Raw genomic sequence first — 17975 nt, 5'->3', positions numbered from 1 at the left:
GTCTTTCATTAAACTTTTTACAAAAACAACTACATTAGCTATTATGAAACAGCCCGTTCGTTTTAATACCATTTCAGATTTTCATGCTTTCTGCAGTCTTCCGAATCCTGAACACCCGCTGATCAGCCTGATAGATTACAGCAAGGTCCGCTATGCTGTGGATAATAAAGAGTTGAGATGGATCCAGGATTTTTATTCTATCGGCCTGAAAAAAATGTCAGCCCGAAATTCAATTATGGACAGCAGCAATACGATTTTGATTCGGGTGTATTGTGCTTTGTTTCCCAACAGTACTTAAGCCTGGAGATTGATCCTGATGTTGAAGTGGAACCGACTGGTTTTTTACTGTTAATTCATCCTGATTTTCTGTGGAATACCTCATTGACCAAGAAAATAAAATCCTATGATTTTTTCAGTTACCAGGTGAAGGAAGCTCTTTTTCTTTCTGATAAAGAGGAGAAAGTGATTGTTGATATCCTTAAAAATATCGAAAGGGAATATATGGCCAATATCGATAAATTCACGCAGGATCTGATTATTGCCCAGATTGAATTGTTACTGATTTATTCAGACCGCTTTTATGAAAGGCAGTTTTTTACCCGAAAGAAATCAAGCCATGAACTGCTGTATAAGTTTGAAGATATTCTTTCCCGATACTTTGAAAACGGCAACCTTCTTGAAAACGGGATTCCATCGGTAAAATGTATTGCTGAACAAATGAATATTTCTCCCAACTATTTGGGAACTTTGCTTCGTCTGCATACCCGGCAAAACACACAGCAGCATATTCAGAATAAATTAATTGACCTGGCTAAAGAACGTCTGAGTACAACGAATCTTTCTGTAAGTGAAATTGCTTACGAGCTGGGATTTGAACATCCGCAGTCTTTCAGTAAACTTTTTAAACAAAAAACAAATCAGTCACCGGGAGAATTCAGAAAGCTTTTCAATTAAAGATTGGGTTTTTAAACAGTAATGTTAATTTCATTCTATTTTACCCTGTAGAAGTTTTTTATTTTTGTTTAAATACTTCTTTGAGATGAAACCATTTCTGTTATTGATCTTTAATTTTATATTTTGTCTTTACCTAGGGCAAAACAGCAATATTGTCAATCCTGAAAAAATTGAGAATCTCCTCCAGAAAAAATATTCCGGGAAAATTGTTTTTCTCAACAAAACCGTCTCCCTGGAAAACCTGAAAGATCCGGATATTCTTACTTCCTCCGTATTTCAGGAAAATGGTGACCTGGGTATTTACGCTTTTTTCGACAATTCGCTTGTTAATTATCTTCATCAGCTTGAACCTAAATGGACTGCAGATGAGTTGTTGAAAAACGGAAATTACCAGTTTTCATTCTATGTTGACGGAAAACTGATCTACACAGAAAATCTCAGCACAGGAGCCGGTACCCCGGAAAATAAAAAATTCAAAACTGCATTGCGGATCCCTCTTATCAGCAGCAGGAATGAAGACTCATGGGGAAGATATTTATGGATGCGTTTTTACATGGCTCATGACGGAATTGATGCGCTGGCTGCAGGAAATCACATTTTAAAACTTGAAATCCGTCCTTATCTGAAGGCTGCCACCATCAAAACAGGATCTGTTATTGCAGAAGGGCAGATTAGCCTTACTGTTCCTTCCCAAAATATTCCTGAAAAACAGATTGCTGTTCAGCCCATCCTGCCCAACAGTGGCTGGAAGATTTCCAAAGAAAAATCAATACCGAAGTTATCAGAACATTGAACAGGAAAATTGCAGAAAAAAGATTTAAAGAACTGACCGGAATTGTAATGGTAAAAGACGGAAAACTGCTTCTGGAAGAATATTTTAACGGTTCAGCAAGAGATTCTCTGCAGGATACAAGATCCGTAGGCAAATCTTTTTCTTCAGCTTTGACGGGAATTGCGATCAGAGAAGGGTATTTAAAGAGCGAAAATCAGTATTTAAAGGAATTTTATGATGTAAAACAATTTAAAAATTATTCTGTTCAAAAAGGCAATGTCACTATAAAAAGCTTACTGACGATGAGCTCCGGTTTTGAAGGAAATGACGATGATTCCGAATCTCCCGGCAATGAGGAAAATATGTATCCGACACAAAACTGGGTAAAATTTGCATTGGATCTGCCAATGTCCGGGAATGAAACAGGAAAAAAATGGAGTTATTTCACTGCAGGCGTGGTAGTAACCGGAGATATTCTGGATAAAACAGTTCCTGAAGGATTGGAAAACTATGCGGACAAAAAACTGTTTCAGCCTCTTGGAATCACACGTTATCAATGGCAGTTCACTCCCCAGCAAAAGCCTTCCCTGGCAGGAGGATTACGGATGAGAGCTCTTGATTTTGCAAAATTCGGGCAGCTGTATAAAAATAACGGGGTCTGGAATGGAAAAACTATTTTAGATAAAGATTGGGTGAAGAAGTCGTTCACCAATTATTTTACAGATCATTCTGATTTTGAAGGATACGGATATTTATTCTGGAGAAAAGTTTACACGGTTGGAGATCGTAGCTATGAAGCATTTCAATCCAGCGGAAACGGGGGAAATAAAATCATTTTGTTTACTCAGATTCCAGTTGTTATCGTGATTACAGCACAAGCTTACAACAAACCATATGCCCATCAGCAATCTGAAAAAATAGTACAGAACTATCTTTTACCAGCCTTAAAATTGAGTAATGAGTAATGTGGAAAAATGAGAAAGAATAGTAATAGCTGTTGCTTATTGCAAAACTATTCGTCTTTCTTAGAAGGAATCAGAAAAACATCGATAAGACCTTCGGGAAGTTCCATTTTAATGGTTCTTTCTTCTCTGTCAACTTCAAGAATCCAGTCTTTGATCATAGGAATAACCACTTCTTTCCCATCCAGATTTGTAATGAAATATACCTGTGCTGTCTGATCGTTTACAGATCTGATTACTCCACAGTTGTGATCATCCTGATCAAAAATTTCAAATCCAATGATTTCGTGGTAGTAGAATTGTTTTCCTGAAAGTTTGGGTAGTGTGGAAAGAGGAAGGTAGACGCTTTTACCTAAAACCTGATCTACCAGTGCCTCAGAAGAGTTCTTGAATGCAATATTCAAAGCATCAAGCTTGCTCCATGATGATTTTTCAATAAAAAATGGAACCAATAATCCGTTGATTTCAACGAATATTGATCCCAATTTATTGTAAAGCTCGGGTTGATCGGTATCCAGTTTAAGGATTACATTCCCCGCAAGTCCATGTCTGCGTGTGATTTTTCCTAAAAATAGCAATCTTCTTTACGCATAACAGGGTTTGTTCTTAAGCTTCAGTGTTTTCTTCAGTTTCAGCAGCAGGAGCTTCTCCTTCTGTAGCTTCAGCAACTTCTTCAGCAGGTGCGTTTGCAGCTTCTTCAGCAGCTTTAGCATCAGCTTCAGCTTGTGCAGCAGCAGCTACTCTAGCTTCGTTTACTTTTACTTCAGCTTCTAAAGCAGCTTTCTTAGCATCAGCTTTAGCAGTAGCTAAACCATCTACTTTACCTTGAACTTTAGCATCTTTAGCTTCTACCCAAGCATTGAATCTTTTTTCAGCTTCAGCTTCATCAAAAGCACCTTTAGCTACACCACCTTGTAAGTGTTTTTTGTAAAGAGCACCTTTGTAAGATAGAATAGCTCTAGCAGTATCAGTAGGCTGAGCACCGTTGTTTAACCACTTTACAGCAGAATCAACGTTCAATTCGATAGTTGCCGGATTAGTAATTGGGTTGTAAGTTCCTAGTTTCTCGATGAATCTACCATCTCTTCTAGCTCTAGAATCTGCAACCACGATGTGGAAAAAAGGCTTTCCTTTTTTACCGTGTCTTTGTAATCTGATTTTTACTGACATAATGTTTGAATTTTATGGGAACTCGTCCCAGTTAAATATTTAAGAGTGCAAAGATAGTAAAAAATTCTATTTGAACAATTAATAAATATAACAATTTATCAATCTAACAGTGTAACAATATTTGATTTTTTTTTAACCATTGTTACATTGGTAAATTTTCAGATTGTTACATTAAAAATATTATACCTTCCCCATATAGAAAAGCCCCAGACATTTCTGGTTTTCTTCAATAGTCAGGGAATCTTTCAAATGATCTACAATTTTGGGAGAACTCCAGTAGCACCCGATATTGTTGGCGGTACAGGTAAGATACATGTTCTGAACAGCCATTGAAGTAGCTGCTATTTCTTCCCATTCAGGAACCATGCCGCTGAAATTGACAATAATGGAAACCACTACGTCAGCTTTATTGATTTTGAAACCGATGTCATTATATTTTTTTCCAGAAATAGTTGTTCAGGCTGGGTGGCTTTATAGATGGCCTGCATTTCTGATGCCAGTTTAGCTTTTTCTTCTCCTTTGAATATTTTAAAACGCCATGGCTTTGTACGTTTATGGTTCGGAGCTAGTGTTGCCGCGTGTAAAATTTCCTCCAGCACTTCCTGAGGAATTTCCGCATCAGTATAATCTTTCGGGAAAATACTTCTCCTCTCCTGTATAATTTCTTTTAAAATGGTTGCTTTATTCATACCTGCAAATTTACAACATGGAATTCAATCTATCTCATTTAAAACGTTAAGGATTTACAGCCAGTTTACGATTTTTATACGCCTGATAATTGCTTATGATAAATGTTGCTGCAATGATCAAAGCAATCGGAATACTCAGCCATTTTTCATAGACCTCGCCTTTTGCAGGATTCAGCATAAACAATGCAATAAAACTTATGGAATATACTACCCCGGCAATGACCCATCTGTTATCCGGATCAGGATATTCCTTCACCATACTTGCTTTATTGTAATTAAACAGAGGGAGCAGTTTATGTTGATCCCAGATAATCAATATCAGTACAGCAATCATCATTAAGGAGGTGATTATCCAGGTCCCTGTAAAGGAAAGGCTGAGGGTAATCACCCAGATATTACTCAATATAGCCAGAAACATCAATGCTCCAAGTGTTGCAAAGCGTTGTGTCATCAGTAAAATTCCGGCTGTCACCTGTGCCAGTCCTAAAAATTCCAATAAAAACCGGACTGATATAAGGCCTCAAAAAAATATCCGACCGGGTTATCGGTTGAAATTCTGGTAAATCTTTCTCCCATAAGCTTTATTAAACCTGATGGAAAAAAAGCGGATCCCACGAGATAACGAAGATGAATAATGATCCACTGATTCATTCTGCCCGTTCTTAATTTTTCAAATTCCATAGTATAGTATTTTGCATAGCAAGGTACTAAATAAAAATAAAACTTCAAACATAAATCTGAAGTTAATCCTTATAATGATGAATAACTATACGTTGAAAAGAAATACTGCTTAATCTTGTTTAAAGTACCTCTACAATCTTCTGATGGATTTTATTGAGGGTAAACTCATCGCCTGGTTTCATCCCCATCATTCTTTTGGCCATCGGGCTTTCCGGAGAAATGGCGTAGAATCTGTCGCCTTCAAAAAACTCACCCAATGACACGGAAATATAGAACCGGGCTTTGTTGGTGATCACCAACGAGCCAAGCTGAACTCTTTGTGTAGCCGTATTCAGTACTTTTGCCATATTTCTTTTAAGATCATTCAAAGCACCCAGCTGTCGTTGCATCTGGTAGATCTCCTCCTGCATTTCTTCTCTCATACTGTCATATTTAGGAGTTTTTTTGATGTCACGGCTTGCTTCCAGGGTAAATTCGATAAAGTTTTTAAGCTTTTCTATTTTCTCTGCGATAGTCATTTTCACAAAGTCTCTGATGTCACTTTTTTCAAATACAATCTTCTCCATACAATCGATTCTTTATATAAAGATAATATTTTTAAAATAATTTTCAATGACCTTCCATAAAATAAAACTTCTTCTCAATCACCGGAATCAGTAAAAAGAATTATAAAAAAGCCCTGTAAATTTTACAAGGCTTTCATTTTATTTTTCTGCAAGCTTTTTCAGATCTCCGAGTCCCTGGCTGAACATTTTGTCCATGTTACCGTTCATCAGCGGTTTCATGATCTTCATCATTGGAGTCAGCTCGTTATCAATCATCCATGTTACTTTGGTGCCGCTGCCTTCAGGAGTCAGTATGATATTACTTTTAGCAGTCCCTTCAAAAGGTTGTATGAAATGAAGCCGGGTTCCCAGTTTTTCATTCGGGATAATTTCTGTGATAGACTGTTCTCCTTCACTGCCATCACCCTTCCAGTGATAAGAACTGCCAGGCTGATTACCTGGACCTGAATAAGTGACAGAAAAGTTTTTGATTTCTTTAGAAAAAGGATCCCAGGTATTGTATGCTTGTAAAGAGTTGGTATGTTGCCATACTTTTTCCTTTGGAGCATTAATGACAACAGATTTTTCATAGTGATAATCTTTACTGAAAGCCAGCACGGCAATTACAGCATATATAAGTACCAGCACGATGATGATACCAATAATTTTTAAGAGTGTTTTCATAGTCTATATATTTAAGGTTATATTATTACTGATGATTTTACATCTGTTCCCAAAATTAAATATTCCCACATCACTCCTTCTTTCCATATGACAAGATTAATTAAAGATAAGGTATTTTTGTCATACCACACCAGTAAGGCATTATTTTTGAGCAGTTCAGCTGTGATTCCCGGTGAATCATTAAATTTACCTTATAATAAAAATCGAAAAATGAATATTTTAACAGAAAAATTTAACACTCCATATCATTCGGCTCCGTTCAGTGACATTAAAAATGAAGATTATCTTCCGGCATTTAAAGAATTGATCCAAAATCTGAAGCAGAAATTGATGCTATAGTCAACAATCCTGAGGCACCCACTTTTGAAAATGTTATTGAAGCATTAGCTTATTCCGGAGAACAGCTGGATGTGGTTTCAAATATTTTTTTCAACTTGAATTCAGCGGAAACGAATGACGAAATTCAACAGATCGCCCAGGAAGTTTCGCCGATCTTAACGGAATATTCTTCAAAAATATCTCAAAATGAAGCCCTTTTCAACAAAATCAAAAAGGTATACGATGAAAAGGAAAAATATAATCTCAATGAAGAGCAGGAAATGCTTTTGAATGAGACCTACAAAGGTTTTGTAAGAAGCGGAGCTTTACTGAATGAGGAAGACAAAGAAAAATTAAAGAAAATCAGCATGGATCTTTCTTTAAAGTCTTTACAATTTGGACAGAATGTACTGGCATCTACGAATGCTTATTTTAAACATATCACCCATAAAGAAGATCTTGCAGGCATCCCGGAGGCCATTACCGATCAATATGCAGAGGAAGCTAAGGAAAGAAATCTTGAAGGCTGGGTGGTAACTTTACAGTACCCAAGTTATATTCCCTTCATGACCTATGCACAAAACCGCGAACTGAGAAAGGAACTGGCTTTGGCCAATGGTAAAAAATCTTTCGACGGTGGAGAATTTGACAATCAGAATCTGATTAAAGAACTTCTGAATTTAAAACAACAGAAAGCTGAACTTTTAGGATATAAAAACTATGCTGATTTCGTTCTGGAAGAAAGGATGGCTAAGTCTCCGGTGAAAGTTTTCGATTTTTTAAATGAACTTCTGACCAAAGCAAAACCTTATGCTGACAAAGAAATTGAAGAATTGAGATCTTTGGCAAAAGCTGACGGAATAGAGGATATGCAAAGCTATGACCACGCCTACTATGCTGAAAAACTTCGTAAGGCAAAATTTGATCTGAATGATGAGGAACTGAAACCTTATTTCCCGTTAAATCAGGTACAGGATGCTGTATTCGGGCTGGCAGGTAAATTATTCGGCCTGACTTTCGAAGAAAGAAACGACATTCCGAAATATCATGAAGATGTAAAAGTATATGAAGTAAAAGAGAACGGGACCTATAAATCCTTGTTATATGTGGATTATTTTCCGAGAAAAGGGAAAAGAGCCGGTGCATGGATGACGAGCTATAAAAATCAGTATAAACAAAACGGTGAGAACTCGCGACCGCATATCTCAATTGTCTGCAACTTCAGTAAACCGACAAAAGACACGCCTAGCTTACTGACCTTCCAGGAAGTGACTACCTTATTTCATGAATTCGGCCACGCACTTCACGGGATGATGGCAGATACCCAATATCCTACCCTATCAGGAACTTCAGTAAAATGGGATTTTGTGGAACTTCCGTCTCAGTTTCTGGAAAATTTCTGCTATGAGCCTGAGTTCCTGAAAACATTTGCAAAACACTATAAAACAGGAGAAGTACTTCCGGACGAAAAAATTGAAAAAATCGAGCAGTCCAAAAACTTTATGGAAGGTTACCAAACTTTAAGACAGCTAGGTTTCGGACTTCTGGATATGAATTACCATACAAAAGCCGGAGAATTGGAAAATGAAAGTGTAAAAGAGTTTGAAGATAAATATACAAAAGCGACAAGTCTTTATCCTTCCAATTCAGAAACCGCCATGAGCCCAAGTTTTTCACACATTTTCCAGGGAGGATATTCTGCAGGATATTATTCCTACAAATGGGCGGAAGTTCTGGATGCTGATGCTTTCCAGTATTTCAAAGAAAACGGAATCTTCAATCCTGAAATTGCAGCGAAATATAAAGTATTGCTTTCTTCAGGAGGAACCAAAGATCCAATGGAATTATATAAAGCCTTCAGAGGCAGCGAGCCAAAAGTAGAAAGTTTATTGAAAAGAGCATTCGGATAGAATATAAATTCAAATTATGACAGAAAAAATCAATAAGCTGGAAGCCATTTTTAATGATGCTTTGAAAACGGCTCTTACCGGTATTACTCCCGAAAAGATAGATGAGATTCTTGATAACAGAGATTCTGCAGAATTTTCTGATGCATGGATGAAAGCATATCGCACCGTTGAAGAGAAGGTTACTGATGAGGAGACTGAAGACAGAATCAGTGATATCCGAAAGGAAATTTTTGTATCTGTCTTCAAAACTACAGGTTCCTCTGACCTTCCGGCTTATATTTCTGATGATTTTGGCCTGATCTGCTCTTACTCTGTTCATCAGATTGAAAACAATTGGGTAACCAATTTGCTTTTCACTTATCTTCATCATCAGATCCCTCAGGGTGAGCTGATGAAAACAGAAAAAACAATGGAAGAACTGATTCAGTAAATCAAAAATGATAAAGTACAACAGAACAGCAATTGCTGTTCTTTTTTTGTTGATAATCATATTACCCTACCTTAAAAATTGATAAATTAGTCGTTTTTAGCAACGTTAAATTTAATATGGACATTCAGGAACAAATCAAAGATTATATCAACAGTCATTCTGAAAAGAAATGCAATGATATGCGGGAGCTTCACTGCATTATCCTCGAACTTATGCCGGAATGCCGGCTGTGGTTTCTTGATGGTAAAGACAGTGAAAATAAAACTGTGTCCAATCCCAATATCGGCTACGGATCGTATACCATGCAATATGCCGGAGGAAAAACCAGAGATTTCTATCAGATTGGGTTGAGTGCCAATACTACCGGGATTTCAATATACATTATGAATATCAATGATAAAACCTATTTACCTGAAACTTACGGAGAAAAAATAGGTAAAGCCAGTATAACAGGGTATTGCATTAAATTCAAAGCGTTGAAAGATATCAATACTGAAATACTGAAAGCCGCAATATTGGACGGGATTAAAGGGTAATTATTCTTACCTCTTAATGACATCTATATTTAATAAAGCTAAATTTGTACAGCATAACAAAACATGCATCCTTTAATTTTAAATAATGAGCAGCATAACACTAAGATTAGAAAACGTAAAAAAACTTCAGGCTAAAAGATGGGAAAATGAAGATCATTGGGATACCTTAAACGATCTGCTGGTCAGAGAGCTGGAAGAAATTCTGCTTATTGAGCCTGAAAATACTTCTGCTTTAATAAATATAGGCGCTGTTTATTCTGATATGGGGGAGAATGAAAAAGCTTTGGAGTATTTAAAGACGGCATTAAATCTGGGTTCTAAAGACAAAAACCTGTTTATCAACCTTTCCATTGTGCTTGTTTATATGGGAAAACATCAGGAAGAATATCTTGAATACCTTGAAGAAGCTGAGGACAAAACAGAAGATCCTCTTACTTTTAAAGCTCATTTTGAGCCTCAATCGCGTTAAAAAAATCGGTTCAATTAAAAGTCAAAATCATGTTACTGGCTATCTTACTTCCCTTCTTATCCTTTATTGTCCGTGGAAAAATTTTCACAGGAATTATCTGTCTGATTTTACAGATCACCTGATCGGCTGGCTCCCTGCTGCCATTTGGGCTGCACTTTCTTTACAAAATGAAAGAGCAGATAAACGGAATGAAAAATTAATTAGAGCCCTTAGACAAAACAAAAAATAATTTTTCACCGACAACCAAAATGCTGATTATAAAATAATTACACAGTTTATTTCATCATTTTTTAATTTCTGATAAGTAAATTTTCCAGAAAAAACTTGCGAAACCGAAAAGTTGCACATATATTTGCAACCATATGGTTTCATTTAAAAATTGTTATTGATGAGAAGAGATATTTTCCAGGCTATAGCTGATCCTACACGCCGGGCCATTATTGCACTGATCGCAGTACAGGCCATGACACCGAATGCCATAGCAGAGCATTTTGATACCACAAGACAGGCGGTTTCAAAACACCTGAAAATCCTGACGGAGTGCGAACTGGTAACTCAAAATCACCAGGGAAGAGAAATTTATTACCTGTTAGAAATTGATAAAATGAAAGAAATAGATCATTGGCTGGAACAGTTCAGAAAGATCTGGGAAAACCGCTTCGAACAGCTTGACACTTTACTGGCTACATTGAAAAGCCAGCAGAAATAAAACTCGACAAAGTAAAACCAAAACAAACTATAAAAATACTATTATGAAACATCATCTTCAGTTCGATTTTCTTGCAGACAAAGAAAAGAACACCCTTACTATCAGACGTGAATTTATGGCCAACAGACAAATGGTCTGGGACTGTTATACAAAAAGTGAGCTTCTTGACCGCTGGTTTGCTCCGAAACCTCTGACCACCAAGACAAAATCAATGGAATTCCGTGAAGGAGGACATTGGCATTATGCCATGGTGGAGCCTAACGGGACAGAGTACTGGGGCTGGGTAAGCTACCATAAGATCAATCCGATTGACTCCTATACTTCAAGCGATGCCTTCTGTAATGAAAAAGGAGAGATCAACACCCACCTCCCTCAGGCAGAATGGACAGTAACTTTCACAGATAAAAATGAAAATACCCTTGTAGAAACCGTTGTAAGCTATGAATCCTTAACTGATCTGGAAACCATTATCGAAATGGGAATGGAACAGGGCATGATCGCGACGCTTGAAAAACTTGATGAATTACTATTAACATTAACTCAATAAACATGACCCGCAAAATCACAGTTTCTGCTACCATCAATGCAGATGCACAAAAAGTATGGAATTACTACACCAATCCTGAGCATATCACCCGGTGGAATTTCGCAGATCCTTCATGGCAATGTCCTTCCGCTTCCAATGATATGAAAGTCGGAGGGAAATATGCAGCCAGAATGGAAGCAAAAGACGGAAGTTTCGGTTTCGACTTTGAAGCTGTTTATAATGAAATAAATGAGGGTAAAAACTTTACATATACTATGCCTGACGGAAGAGAGGTTCATGTTGATTTTAAAGAAAATAACGGACAAACCCAGCTGAATGTAGCTTTCGATCCTGAAAACCAAAATCCTGAAGAAATGCAGAAAGGAGGCTGGCAGGCAATTCTTGATAATTTCAAAAAGTATACGGAAACAAACTAAAAAAATTTCTGATCGGGAACAATAATATAAAGCTGGATGCAGAGCATTCAGCTTTTGCTTTTCAGTCAGACTCTCTCAGAATTCCGATATAATTGTTGTAAATTTACTCAGCTCTTATTTTCAGTAAGAAATAATGTCATGATAAATTCTCTGCCACTATGAAAGAAAATAAATACGACAACCCGTCATTTTTTGACCAGTATGAAAAGATGCTCCGCTCTCAAATCGGGCTGGAAGGAGCCGGAGAATGGCATACTTTAAAAAATATGCTTCCTGACTTCCATGGGAAGAATGTGCTGGACCTTGGATGCGGTTTCGGGTGGCATTGCCGTTATGCTATGGAAAACGGAGCAAAATCCGTGATTGGAATTGATCTTTCGGAAAGAATGTTATCCAAAGCAAAAGAAATCAACAATCTGGAAGGGATTCAATATGAAAGAAAAGCCCTTGAAGATGTTGATTATCCTGCTGAAAAATTTGATGTGATACTCAGTTCACTTACTTTGCATTATGTAGAATCATTTGATGCTTTGATCCATAATATTTACCAATGGCTTACTCCCGGCGGGTCATTTGTTTTCTCAGTAGAACATCCTGTTTTTACAGCAGAAGGAGGCCAGGACTGGATATATGATAAAAACGGAGAAAAAATCAGCTGGCCTGTGGACCGCTACTTTCTGGAAGGAAAAAGAAATACCACTTTTCTGGGAGAAAATGTTATCAAATACCACCGCACTTTAACGTCATATTTAAATACTTTATTAAAACATGGCTTCACCATCAGAGAAGTCACAGAACCTGAGCCCAGCCGGGAAATGATCAAAGAAATTCCGGAAATGAAGGAAGAGCTCCGCAGGCCTATGATGCTATTGATCTCCATTGAAAAATAATTGAAAAAGTGTAGGGAAATAACCTTAAAAAAATATCAGCGATTAAAATGTATATTTGCAAATATCACAAATAACAGGTTATGAAGCTTTTAAACTTTTTCTTCATTCTTATATTTTCAGTAAAACTTTCTGCGCAGCAATACAGCAAGGAGCTTGATCATTACTTTACAGCACTCACGGATCTGAAAAATTTTAACGGAAATGTAAAAATTGCCAAAGACAATAAAGTTCTTCTTGACAAGACCTATACTATTTCTGGTGAAGACAAGGCTTTACTGGTCAATAAGAACAGTAAATTCATTATTGCTTCAGTTTCAAAAATATTTGTCAAATATGGGATACTGAAACTGGTTGAGCAAGGAAAACTTAAACTGTCAGACCACCTTAATCAATACATTTCTGATTTTCCAAACGGAGGAAAAATTTCTATTGAAAATCTGTTATTTCATCAGTCCGGCCTTCCAAGGGAAATTAAAGATTACGAAAAATATGATCACCTCAGCCTTGAAAAGACTATAGAACTGGCAAAGCAGGAGTCTTTACAGTTCGAACCCGGAACCCAGACCTTATATTCCAATGTGGGATATTTTATCTTGCATTATCTTATTGACCAATTGTCTGATAAAGGATACTGGCATTTTATCCAGGAAGAGATCATCAAAAAATACCAGCTGAAAAACACAGGTGAGTTTAATTCTTCCCGATCATTGTCTGATTTTGCTTATGGATTTTCAGCTGAAAACGGTAAAATTATTCCTGTTTCCCATAGCAGCATCAACCGGTTTGAAACCGGAAATTATTTTTCGACGATTGACGATTTATACAGCTTTAGTCAGCAGCTCATTTCCGGAAAGAATCTCAGAAAAGACCTCGTCCTTACCATGTTCGGAAAAGACAGCCAATTGATCCAGGCAGGAGGAAGACCGGGTTACAGAGCCTATTACTATCAGGATTTAAAATCAGGAATCACCTTTATTTTTACTTCAAATTTCACAGATATCCCTTTCCAGAAAGTGACTGAAGATATCATTAATCTTTTGAATGGCCAGCCCTATCGTATTCCTCAAAAAATAAACAGGAAAGCAATTGAAGTTTCTGATGAAGTTCTCAAACAATACACCGGAAAATTTGCTCTTGAAGCTGATTTGTCACAGGTTTTCACAGTCATCCTGGAAAATCATTTTCTGTATATCCTTGATAAAGACGGAGAGAAAACAAAAATCTACCCGGAATCCCCGACCTCTTTTTTTGATAACCCGGGATCTGAAGACGGCTATCAGTTTTTAATTGGAGAAAATAATCAATACCACTTAATGATTATTTCAACAGGTGTTAAATTCAATACCAGAAAAATACAATAATTAATATTCTTTTTAGACATCAAAGCATAAATATAAATAACTATATTGTATAACATAGTAATATAAAAATATCATATCTTTGCATAACAAAATACATCCATATGCATATTAAAAAACTAATAACCGGCCTTGCCTTGTTTTTACTTTTCAATACAACAGATGCCCAGATCAATGGATTTGAAAAGAAAATCGACAGCATTATCCAGACAGAATTCGGGAATCATGACGAACCCGGCGGCGTTTTCATGATTACTAAAAACGGCAAAAATATCTACAGGAAAGCATTTGGAAAAGCCAGCCTGGAACTTAATGTCAATCTGACACCTGATTTTGTTTTTCAGATTGGATCTATGACCAAACAATTCACAGCTATAGCAATTCTGATGCTTGAACAGCAAGGCAAACTTAATGTCAGCGATCCTGTCTCCAGGTATATTAAAGATTATCCTGACGGAGATCATATTACGGTTCATCATCTTCTGACCCATACTTCAGGAATAAAAGATTTTACCAAATGAAGTCTCTCTTCCATTGCCCAAAAAGAGATGAAGCCGGAAGAAATGGTGAATTTTTTAAAAGGGAACCTGTGGATTTTGCACCGGGAGAAAAATTTGATTACAACAATTCCGGGTATGTGGTTCTGGGTTATATCATCGAATTGGTCTCAGGAGCTTCTTATGAAGATTTATCAAGAAAATATCTTTGATAAAGCAGGAATGTCTCACTCTTACTATGCGTCTGACAGGAAAGTTATCCGGCAAAGAGCATATGGCTATCACAAAAAAGAGCAGGGATTTGTAAATAAAACAGCCATCAGTTTCAGTGTTCCATTTTCTTCAGGCTCACTGATGTCTACTGTGGATGATATGCTGAAATGGCAACAGGCTCTGAATCAGAATATTTTGCTGAATTCTAAGGAAACTCAAAAGCATTTCAGAAATATAAACTGAATAATGGTGAGGAATTTACCTATGGATATGGATGGCATCTGAAGGATATCAACGGGATTCCTGACCGTGAACATGGTGGAAGTATATTTGGATTTAAGAGTATGGGAGTTTACATTCCCGGTGAAGACATTTATGTGGTAGGATTCAGTAATTGTGATTGCCATTCTCCGACTGAAGTTACCAGGAATATTGCAAAGGCAGCTTTAATTGAGTTCAAAACTTCAGCAAAGATGCCACAGAAATAAGTCAATGTTATTGTTTACGTATTTCCGGAAGAACATGATCGGGAACTTTAACCACAGAAGCAATAACCAGAATCAGACAGAAAATATTGATCAGTAAGGTCACCGAAAAAGCTCTCTGATAATGCTGTACTGCAGGTTTTTCTCCGAGAAAATAATAAAATATGCTTCCAATAGCAACAATTCCTATGATGGCAGCAATCTGCTGAAAGGTATTATATACCCCTGACGCATTTCCTATCAGTTTTTCAGACATGCCGGATAACGCAATATTGGCCAGCGAAGGAATAATGGAACCTACTCCCAACCCATGCAGAAACAATAACAGACAGAAAAGCGGAAAACCCGCCTCCATACTGAATAAGAACAGCTGAAAAATAAGAATAACAATAATAAACACCAGTCCAGCAACCAGGGCTTTTTTCCATATCGTAAAATCAGTCTTACAGAAATAACGGAGGCAAGTATAAAACCCAGCCCCTGAAATACAATGATTTCACCGGCTTTTAAAGGGTTTATTTTTAATCCGTCCTGAAAAAAGTGAAAGAATATAAAAATAGGAATCCAGCATAATAAAAAACAGGGAAACTGCCACGATTCCAAGATTGAAATTTTTATACCGGAACAATTCAAAATCAATCAGATAAGATCGTTCATCTCTGATTCTTTCTTTTGGTTTTTAATAAAAATAAAAAGAATAAGTACTGAGACCACCATCAATGAAGCATTTTTGAGATGAATCTCCTCATGTTCAGATATTGTTAATGCATAGGCAGCACAGAACAATCCGGCGGAAAGCATTACAACACCACTCATATTGAAGGATTGTTTCACTGGTGTTTTAGATTCGTTTAATACTTTCAGACTAAGAAAAATGGCCGGCAGGCATACCGGAATATTCATCAGAAAGATAAGCCGCCAGGGTTCTTCCATCATTGTTAATGAGGAAAATATCCGCCCAGGAACTGTCCCAGAATAGTTCCTGCCCCGATTGTAATCCCATACCATCCCATTGCTTTTGTGCGTTCCTGATGATCAGAAAACAGTACCTGTATCATTGAAAGTACCTGTGGGGCCATCATTGCAGCGCTTACCCCCTGGATAAACCTTGAAACAACCAGCTGGCCGGCCCCTACGGAAATTCCGCAAGCCACCGAACTCAGCATAAAAGCTGCTAATCCGATCATATAGACCTTCTTTCTGCCATACACATCACCCAATCTGCCGCCGGTAATCAGAAAAGAGGCAAATCCGATGAGGTAAGCTGCAATCATAAACTGAATTTCCCCGCTGCCGGCACGCAGATCCCTTTGGATAGATGGAATAGATACGTTAATGATAAAAATATCCATAATCGTCAATAACTGACCCGATAATATCACCAATAATTTCAAACAGTTACGTTTCATTTTTATATAGATATATCTATTTTTTTTAAGATCAAAAAAAATTAAGGTAGTAATCCCTCAACAATTTTTTTCACCTGATCAAAGGAATCATTTTGTCTCCTGATTGTGGATGCAACAACTGCTCCTTCTATTAGCAAAAAAATATTCTCTGCTAACAGATCCGGGTCAGAAACCTGTCTTTGCATTCCGTATTCTTTTACAAGGGCTGTGATCAAATCCTTTTGCTTTTCTTTATGCCGTTGGGCAAAACCGGATACGGAAGGATTGCCCTCTCCTATTTCAGAGACAATTTTAATAAAATGACATCCGGCAAACTTTGAAGTCTGCTGCAATTTTTTCCTGTAATCAATCAGGTTTAAAAGTTTTTCTTTGGGGTCTGAGATGTTGGATGTACTGTTTTCAAACCCTTCAAACCAATCCGATTCCTGTTTGATCAGATAAGCCTGCAGAAGATCGTTCTTAGATGAAAAGTGGTTGTAAAGTGAACCTATAGCGATATCAGCCTCTGCAATAATCTGATTGATTCCTGTAGAATTAAACCCTTGCTTATAAAACAGATCTGAGGCAACCCTGATAATTCTGTCTCGCACTTTTTCCTTTTTCATCGATAAATTTTTACAAATCTAAACAAAAATAGATAAGTCTATCTATTTTTAACACAGATAAAATTGATTACACTTCTGAAACAGTAAAAATAACTGTACCATTCAGTGCATATTATTTTTTTTAATAAAGTTGAAGCATATTTTGTATCTTTAATAACCATTATAAAAGACTATTTGGTAAATAACTATGGCGGAAGAACTTTATTTCATCAAAACCAATCCAACTATTGCCAAAATTAATTTGTACAATAAGCTCAGTCGTGAAGAAGAGAATATTCTGAAACACCTTCCAGCTGATGCAGTACACACCCTTGAAAATATTAAAAACAAAGTAAAAGATTCTGTGGAAGAGCTCACCCGGGAGGAACTCTTACTTATTTTCCAGTGGTTTACCAAAGTATATTCTTCAGATCACGAAGAGGCCAAAACACAGCTTTTTATCAATGGTATTGATCTTTTTTATGAAATTCCGACAACCGTTCATGCCGAAAATTTTCTTAAGATCCTTTCTGACTATGAAAAACTCCTGAAACAGGACATGAATTATATCGTGGATTCCGGCAATTTCAACCAGTTTCTGATCTATGGAATTTTCTCACGGAAATTCTCAATAAAGAACAGCATCAGGAAAATATCCTCTGTGAGTATCTGAAACCGGATAATCAGTCTTTATACGTACTCGCGGAGGACCAGTGCAATGTGAAGGAATTTGACGGTAAGGTCATT

At 37.0% G+C, this 17975-nt stretch carries 20 protein-coding genes and 5 pseudogenes; 15 read left to right on the top strand and 10 right to left on the bottom strand.

Annotation, left to right across the window (positions count from 1 at the left end; translation table 11 throughout):
• The first annotated feature begins 43 nt into the window (after positions 1-43).
• From OWR28_RS00585 to OWR28_RS00575, 3 genes and pseudogenes are all read left to right on the top strand, one after another.
• A pseudogene (locus OWR28_RS00585) lies at positions 44-954 on the top strand (helix-turn-helix domain-containing protein).
• An 85-nt stretch (positions 955-1039) separates the two neighbouring features.
• Positions 1040-1747 carry a hypothetical protein gene (locus tag OWR28_RS00580; protein WP_332385054.1) on the top strand — a complete coding sequence of 236 codons (708 nt, stop codon included), beginning with the start codon at positions 1040-1042 and terminating at the stop codon, positions 1745-1747.
• On the top strand, positions 1744-2691 hold the full coding sequence (locus OWR28_RS00575) for a serine hydrolase (protein WP_332385053.1): 948 nt from the start codon (positions 1744-1746) through the stop codon (positions 2689-2691). Before OWR28_RS00580 ends, OWR28_RS00575 begins: the two co-directional genes overlap by 4 nt.
• A gap of 47 nt (positions 2692-2738) precedes the next feature.
• On the opposite strand, the pseudogene rimM reads toward OWR28_RS00575, so the two are convergent.
• The 6 genes and pseudogenes from rimM to OWR28_RS00545 form a co-directional block, all read right to left on the bottom strand.
• A pseudogene (gene rimM, locus OWR28_RS00570) lies at positions 2739-3280 on the bottom strand (ribosome maturation factor RimM).
• A 14-nt stretch (positions 3281-3294) separates the two neighbouring features.
• Entirely contained in the window at positions 3295-3858 is a 564-nt protein-coding gene (locus OWR28_RS00565) for a 30S ribosomal protein S16 (protein WP_332385051.1), read from the bottom strand.
• Positions 3859-4038: 180 nt separating this feature from the next.
• Positions 4039-4547: pseudogene (locus OWR28_RS00560) on the bottom strand (nitroreductase family protein).
• Between the two features lie 46 nt (positions 4548-4593).
• Complete coding sequence (locus OWR28_RS00555) at positions 4594-5043, bottom strand: hypothetical protein (RefSeq protein WP_332385050.1); 450 nt, start codon at positions 5041-5043, stop codon at positions 4594-4596.
• Between the two features lie 304 nt (positions 5044-5347).
• Positions 5348-5794 carry a hypothetical protein gene (locus OWR28_RS00550; protein ID WP_332385049.1) on the bottom strand — a complete coding sequence of 149 codons (447 nt, stop codon included), beginning with the start codon at positions 5792-5794 and terminating at the stop codon, positions 5348-5350.
• 138 nt (positions 5795-5932) lie between these two features.
• The gene (locus OWR28_RS00545) at positions 5933-6457 is read right to left on the bottom strand and encodes an SRPBCC family protein (RefSeq protein ID WP_332385048.1); all 525 of its coding nucleotides are present in this window, start codon (positions 6455-6457) and stop codon (positions 5933-5935) included.
• A gap of 210 nt (positions 6458-6667) precedes the next feature.
• Between OWR28_RS00545 and OWR28_RS00540 the strand changes: the two are divergent.
• The 11 genes and pseudogenes from OWR28_RS00540 (at position 6668) to OWR28_RS26705 (ending at position 14993) form a co-directional block, all read left to right on the top strand.
• Positions 6668-8685 (top strand): annotated as a pseudogene (locus tag OWR28_RS00540) (M3 family metallopeptidase).
• Positions 8686-8701: 16 nt separating this feature from the next.
• Entirely contained in the window at positions 8702-9115 is a 414-nt protein-coding gene (locus OWR28_RS00535; RefSeq protein ID WP_332385047.1) for an immunity protein PIM1 family protein, read from the top strand.
• 116 nt (positions 9116-9231) lie between these two features.
• Entirely contained in the window at positions 9232-9651 is a 420-nt protein-coding gene (locus OWR28_RS00530; protein WP_332385046.1) for a DUF1801 domain-containing protein, read from the top strand.
• Between the two features lie 85 nt (positions 9652-9736).
• Entirely contained in the window at positions 9737-10120 is a 384-nt protein-coding gene (locus OWR28_RS00525; protein WP_332385045.1) for a hypothetical protein, read from the top strand.
• 388 nt (positions 10121-10508) lie between these two features.
• Positions 10509-10829: an ArsR/SmtB family transcription factor gene (locus OWR28_RS00520; protein WP_332385044.1), complete on the top strand. Its 321-nt coding sequence runs from the start codon at positions 10509-10511 to the stop codon at positions 10827-10829.
• A 43-nt stretch (positions 10830-10872) separates the two neighbouring features.
• Positions 10873-11376 carry an SRPBCC family protein gene (locus OWR28_RS00515; RefSeq protein WP_332385043.1) on the top strand — a complete coding sequence of 168 codons (504 nt, stop codon included), beginning with the start codon at positions 10873-10875 and terminating at the stop codon, positions 11374-11376.
• A gap of 2 nt (positions 11377-11378) precedes the next feature.
• Complete coding sequence (locus tag OWR28_RS00510; RefSeq protein WP_332385042.1) at positions 11379-11792, top strand: SRPBCC family protein; 414 nt, start codon at positions 11379-11381, stop codon at positions 11790-11792.
• Between the two features lie 158 nt (positions 11793-11950).
• Positions 11951-12682, top strand: a complete 732-nt coding sequence (locus OWR28_RS00505) for a class I SAM-dependent methyltransferase (RefSeq protein ID WP_332385041.1) — start codon at positions 11951-11953, stop codon at positions 12680-12682.
• Between the two features lie 80 nt (positions 12683-12762).
• Entirely contained in the window at positions 12763-14043 is a 1281-nt protein-coding gene (locus OWR28_RS00500; protein WP_332385040.1) for a serine hydrolase domain-containing protein, read from the top strand.
• Between the two features lie 101 nt (positions 14044-14144).
• Complete coding sequence (locus OWR28_RS00495) at positions 14145-14561, top strand: serine hydrolase domain-containing protein (RefSeq protein WP_332385039.1); 417 nt, start codon at positions 14145-14147, stop codon at positions 14559-14561.
• A pseudogene (locus OWR28_RS26705) lies at positions 14558-14993 on the top strand (serine hydrolase domain-containing protein). Before OWR28_RS00495 ends, OWR28_RS26705 begins: the two are co-directional and overlap by 4 nt.
• 252 nt (positions 14994-15245) lie before the next feature.
• Here the strand turns inward: OWR28_RS26705 and OWR28_RS00480 are convergent.
• From OWR28_RS00480 to OWR28_RS00465, 4 genes are all read right to left on the bottom strand, one after another.
• Positions 15246-15635 (bottom strand): MFS transporter, encoded by a 390-nt coding sequence (locus OWR28_RS00480; protein WP_332385036.1) that lies wholly within the window; start codon positions 15633-15635, stop codon positions 15246-15248.
• Positions 15636-15874: 239 nt separating this feature from the next.
• Complete coding sequence (locus OWR28_RS00475; RefSeq protein WP_332385035.1) at positions 15875-16171, bottom strand: hypothetical protein; 297 nt, start codon at positions 16169-16171, stop codon at positions 15875-15877.
• A gap of 2 nt (positions 16172-16173) precedes the next feature.
• Positions 16174-16644 carry an MFS transporter gene (locus OWR28_RS00470; protein WP_332385034.1) on the bottom strand — a complete coding sequence of 157 codons (471 nt, stop codon included), beginning with the start codon at positions 16642-16644 and terminating at the stop codon, positions 16174-16176.
• Between the two features lie 41 nt (positions 16645-16685).
• Entirely contained in the window at positions 16686-17234 is a 549-nt protein-coding gene (locus tag OWR28_RS00465; RefSeq protein ID WP_332385033.1) for a TetR/AcrR family transcriptional regulator, read from the bottom strand.
• 202 nt (positions 17235-17436) lie between these two features.
• On the opposite strand from OWR28_RS00465, the gene OWR28_RS00460 reads away from it, so the two are divergent.
• Complete coding sequence (locus OWR28_RS00460) at positions 17437-17901, top strand: hypothetical protein (RefSeq protein WP_332385032.1); 465 nt, start codon at positions 17437-17439, stop codon at positions 17899-17901.
• Positions 17902-17975 lie beyond the last annotated feature (74 nt).

It is taken from the genome of Chryseobacterium sp. 1B4 (assembly GCF_036631475.1).
In the GTDB taxonomy this organism is placed as follows: Bacteria; Bacteroidota; Bacteroidia; order Flavobacteriales; family Weeksellaceae; genus Chryseobacterium.
This window is presented reverse-complemented; position numbering and strand designations above follow the sequence as displayed.

Excerpts from the sequence above, each read along its gene's own strand:
- OWR28_RS00515 (WP_332385043.1), top strand. The coding sequence starts at position 10,873 with ATGAAACATCATCTTCAGTTCGATTTTCTTGCAGACAAAGAAAAGAAC.
- OWR28_RS00565 (WP_332385051.1), bottom strand. The coding sequence starts at position 3,858 with ATGTCAGTAAAAATCAGATTACAAAGACACGGTAAAAAAGGAAAGCCT.
- OWR28_RS00460 (WP_332385032.1), top strand. The coding sequence starts at position 17,437 with ATGGCGGAAGAACTTTATTTCATCAAAACCAATCCAACTATTGCCAAA.
- OWR28_RS00525 (WP_332385045.1), top strand. The coding sequence starts at position 9,737 with ATGAGCAGCATAACACTAAGATTAGAAAACGTAAAAAAACTTCAGGCT.
- OWR28_RS00530 (WP_332385046.1), top strand. The coding sequence starts at position 9,232 with ATGGACATTCAGGAACAAATCAAAGATTATATCAACAGTCATTCTGAA.
- OWR28_RS00545 (WP_332385048.1), bottom strand. The coding sequence starts at position 6,457 with ATGAAAACACTCTTAAAAATTATTGGTATCATCATCGTGCTGGTACTT.
- OWR28_RS00580 (WP_332385054.1), top strand. The coding sequence starts at position 1,040 with ATGAAACCATTTCTGTTATTGATCTTTAATTTTATATTTTGTCTTTAC.
- OWR28_RS00495 (WP_332385039.1), top strand. The coding sequence starts at position 14,145 with ATGCATATTAAAAAACTAATAACCGGCCTTGCCTTGTTTTTACTTTTC.
- OWR28_RS00535 (WP_332385047.1), top strand. The coding sequence starts at position 8,702 with ATGACAGAAAAAATCAATAAGCTGGAAGCCATTTTTAATGATGCTTTG.
- OWR28_RS00520 (WP_332385044.1), top strand. The coding sequence starts at position 10,509 with ATGAGAAGAGATATTTTCCAGGCTATAGCTGATCCTACACGCCGGGCC.
- OWR28_RS00505 (WP_332385041.1), top strand. The coding sequence starts at position 11,951 with ATGAAAGAAAATAAATACGACAACCCGTCATTTTTTGACCAGTATGAA.
- OWR28_RS00550 (WP_332385049.1), bottom strand. The coding sequence starts at position 5,794 with ATGGAGAAGATTGTATTTGAAAAAAGTGACATCAGAGACTTTGTGAAA.
- OWR28_RS00475 (WP_332385035.1), bottom strand. The coding sequence starts at position 16,171 with ATGATGGAAGAACCCTGGCGGCTTATCTTTCTGATGAATATTCCGGTA.
- OWR28_RS00500 (WP_332385040.1), top strand. The coding sequence starts at position 12,763 with ATGAAGCTTTTAAACTTTTTCTTCATTCTTATATTTTCAGTAAAACTT.
- OWR28_RS00470 (WP_332385034.1), bottom strand. The coding sequence starts at position 16,644 with ATGAAACGTAACTGTTTGAAATTATTGGTGATATTATCGGGTCAGTTA.
- OWR28_RS00510 (WP_332385042.1), top strand. The coding sequence starts at position 11,379 with ATGACCCGCAAAATCACAGTTTCTGCTACCATCAATGCAGATGCACAA.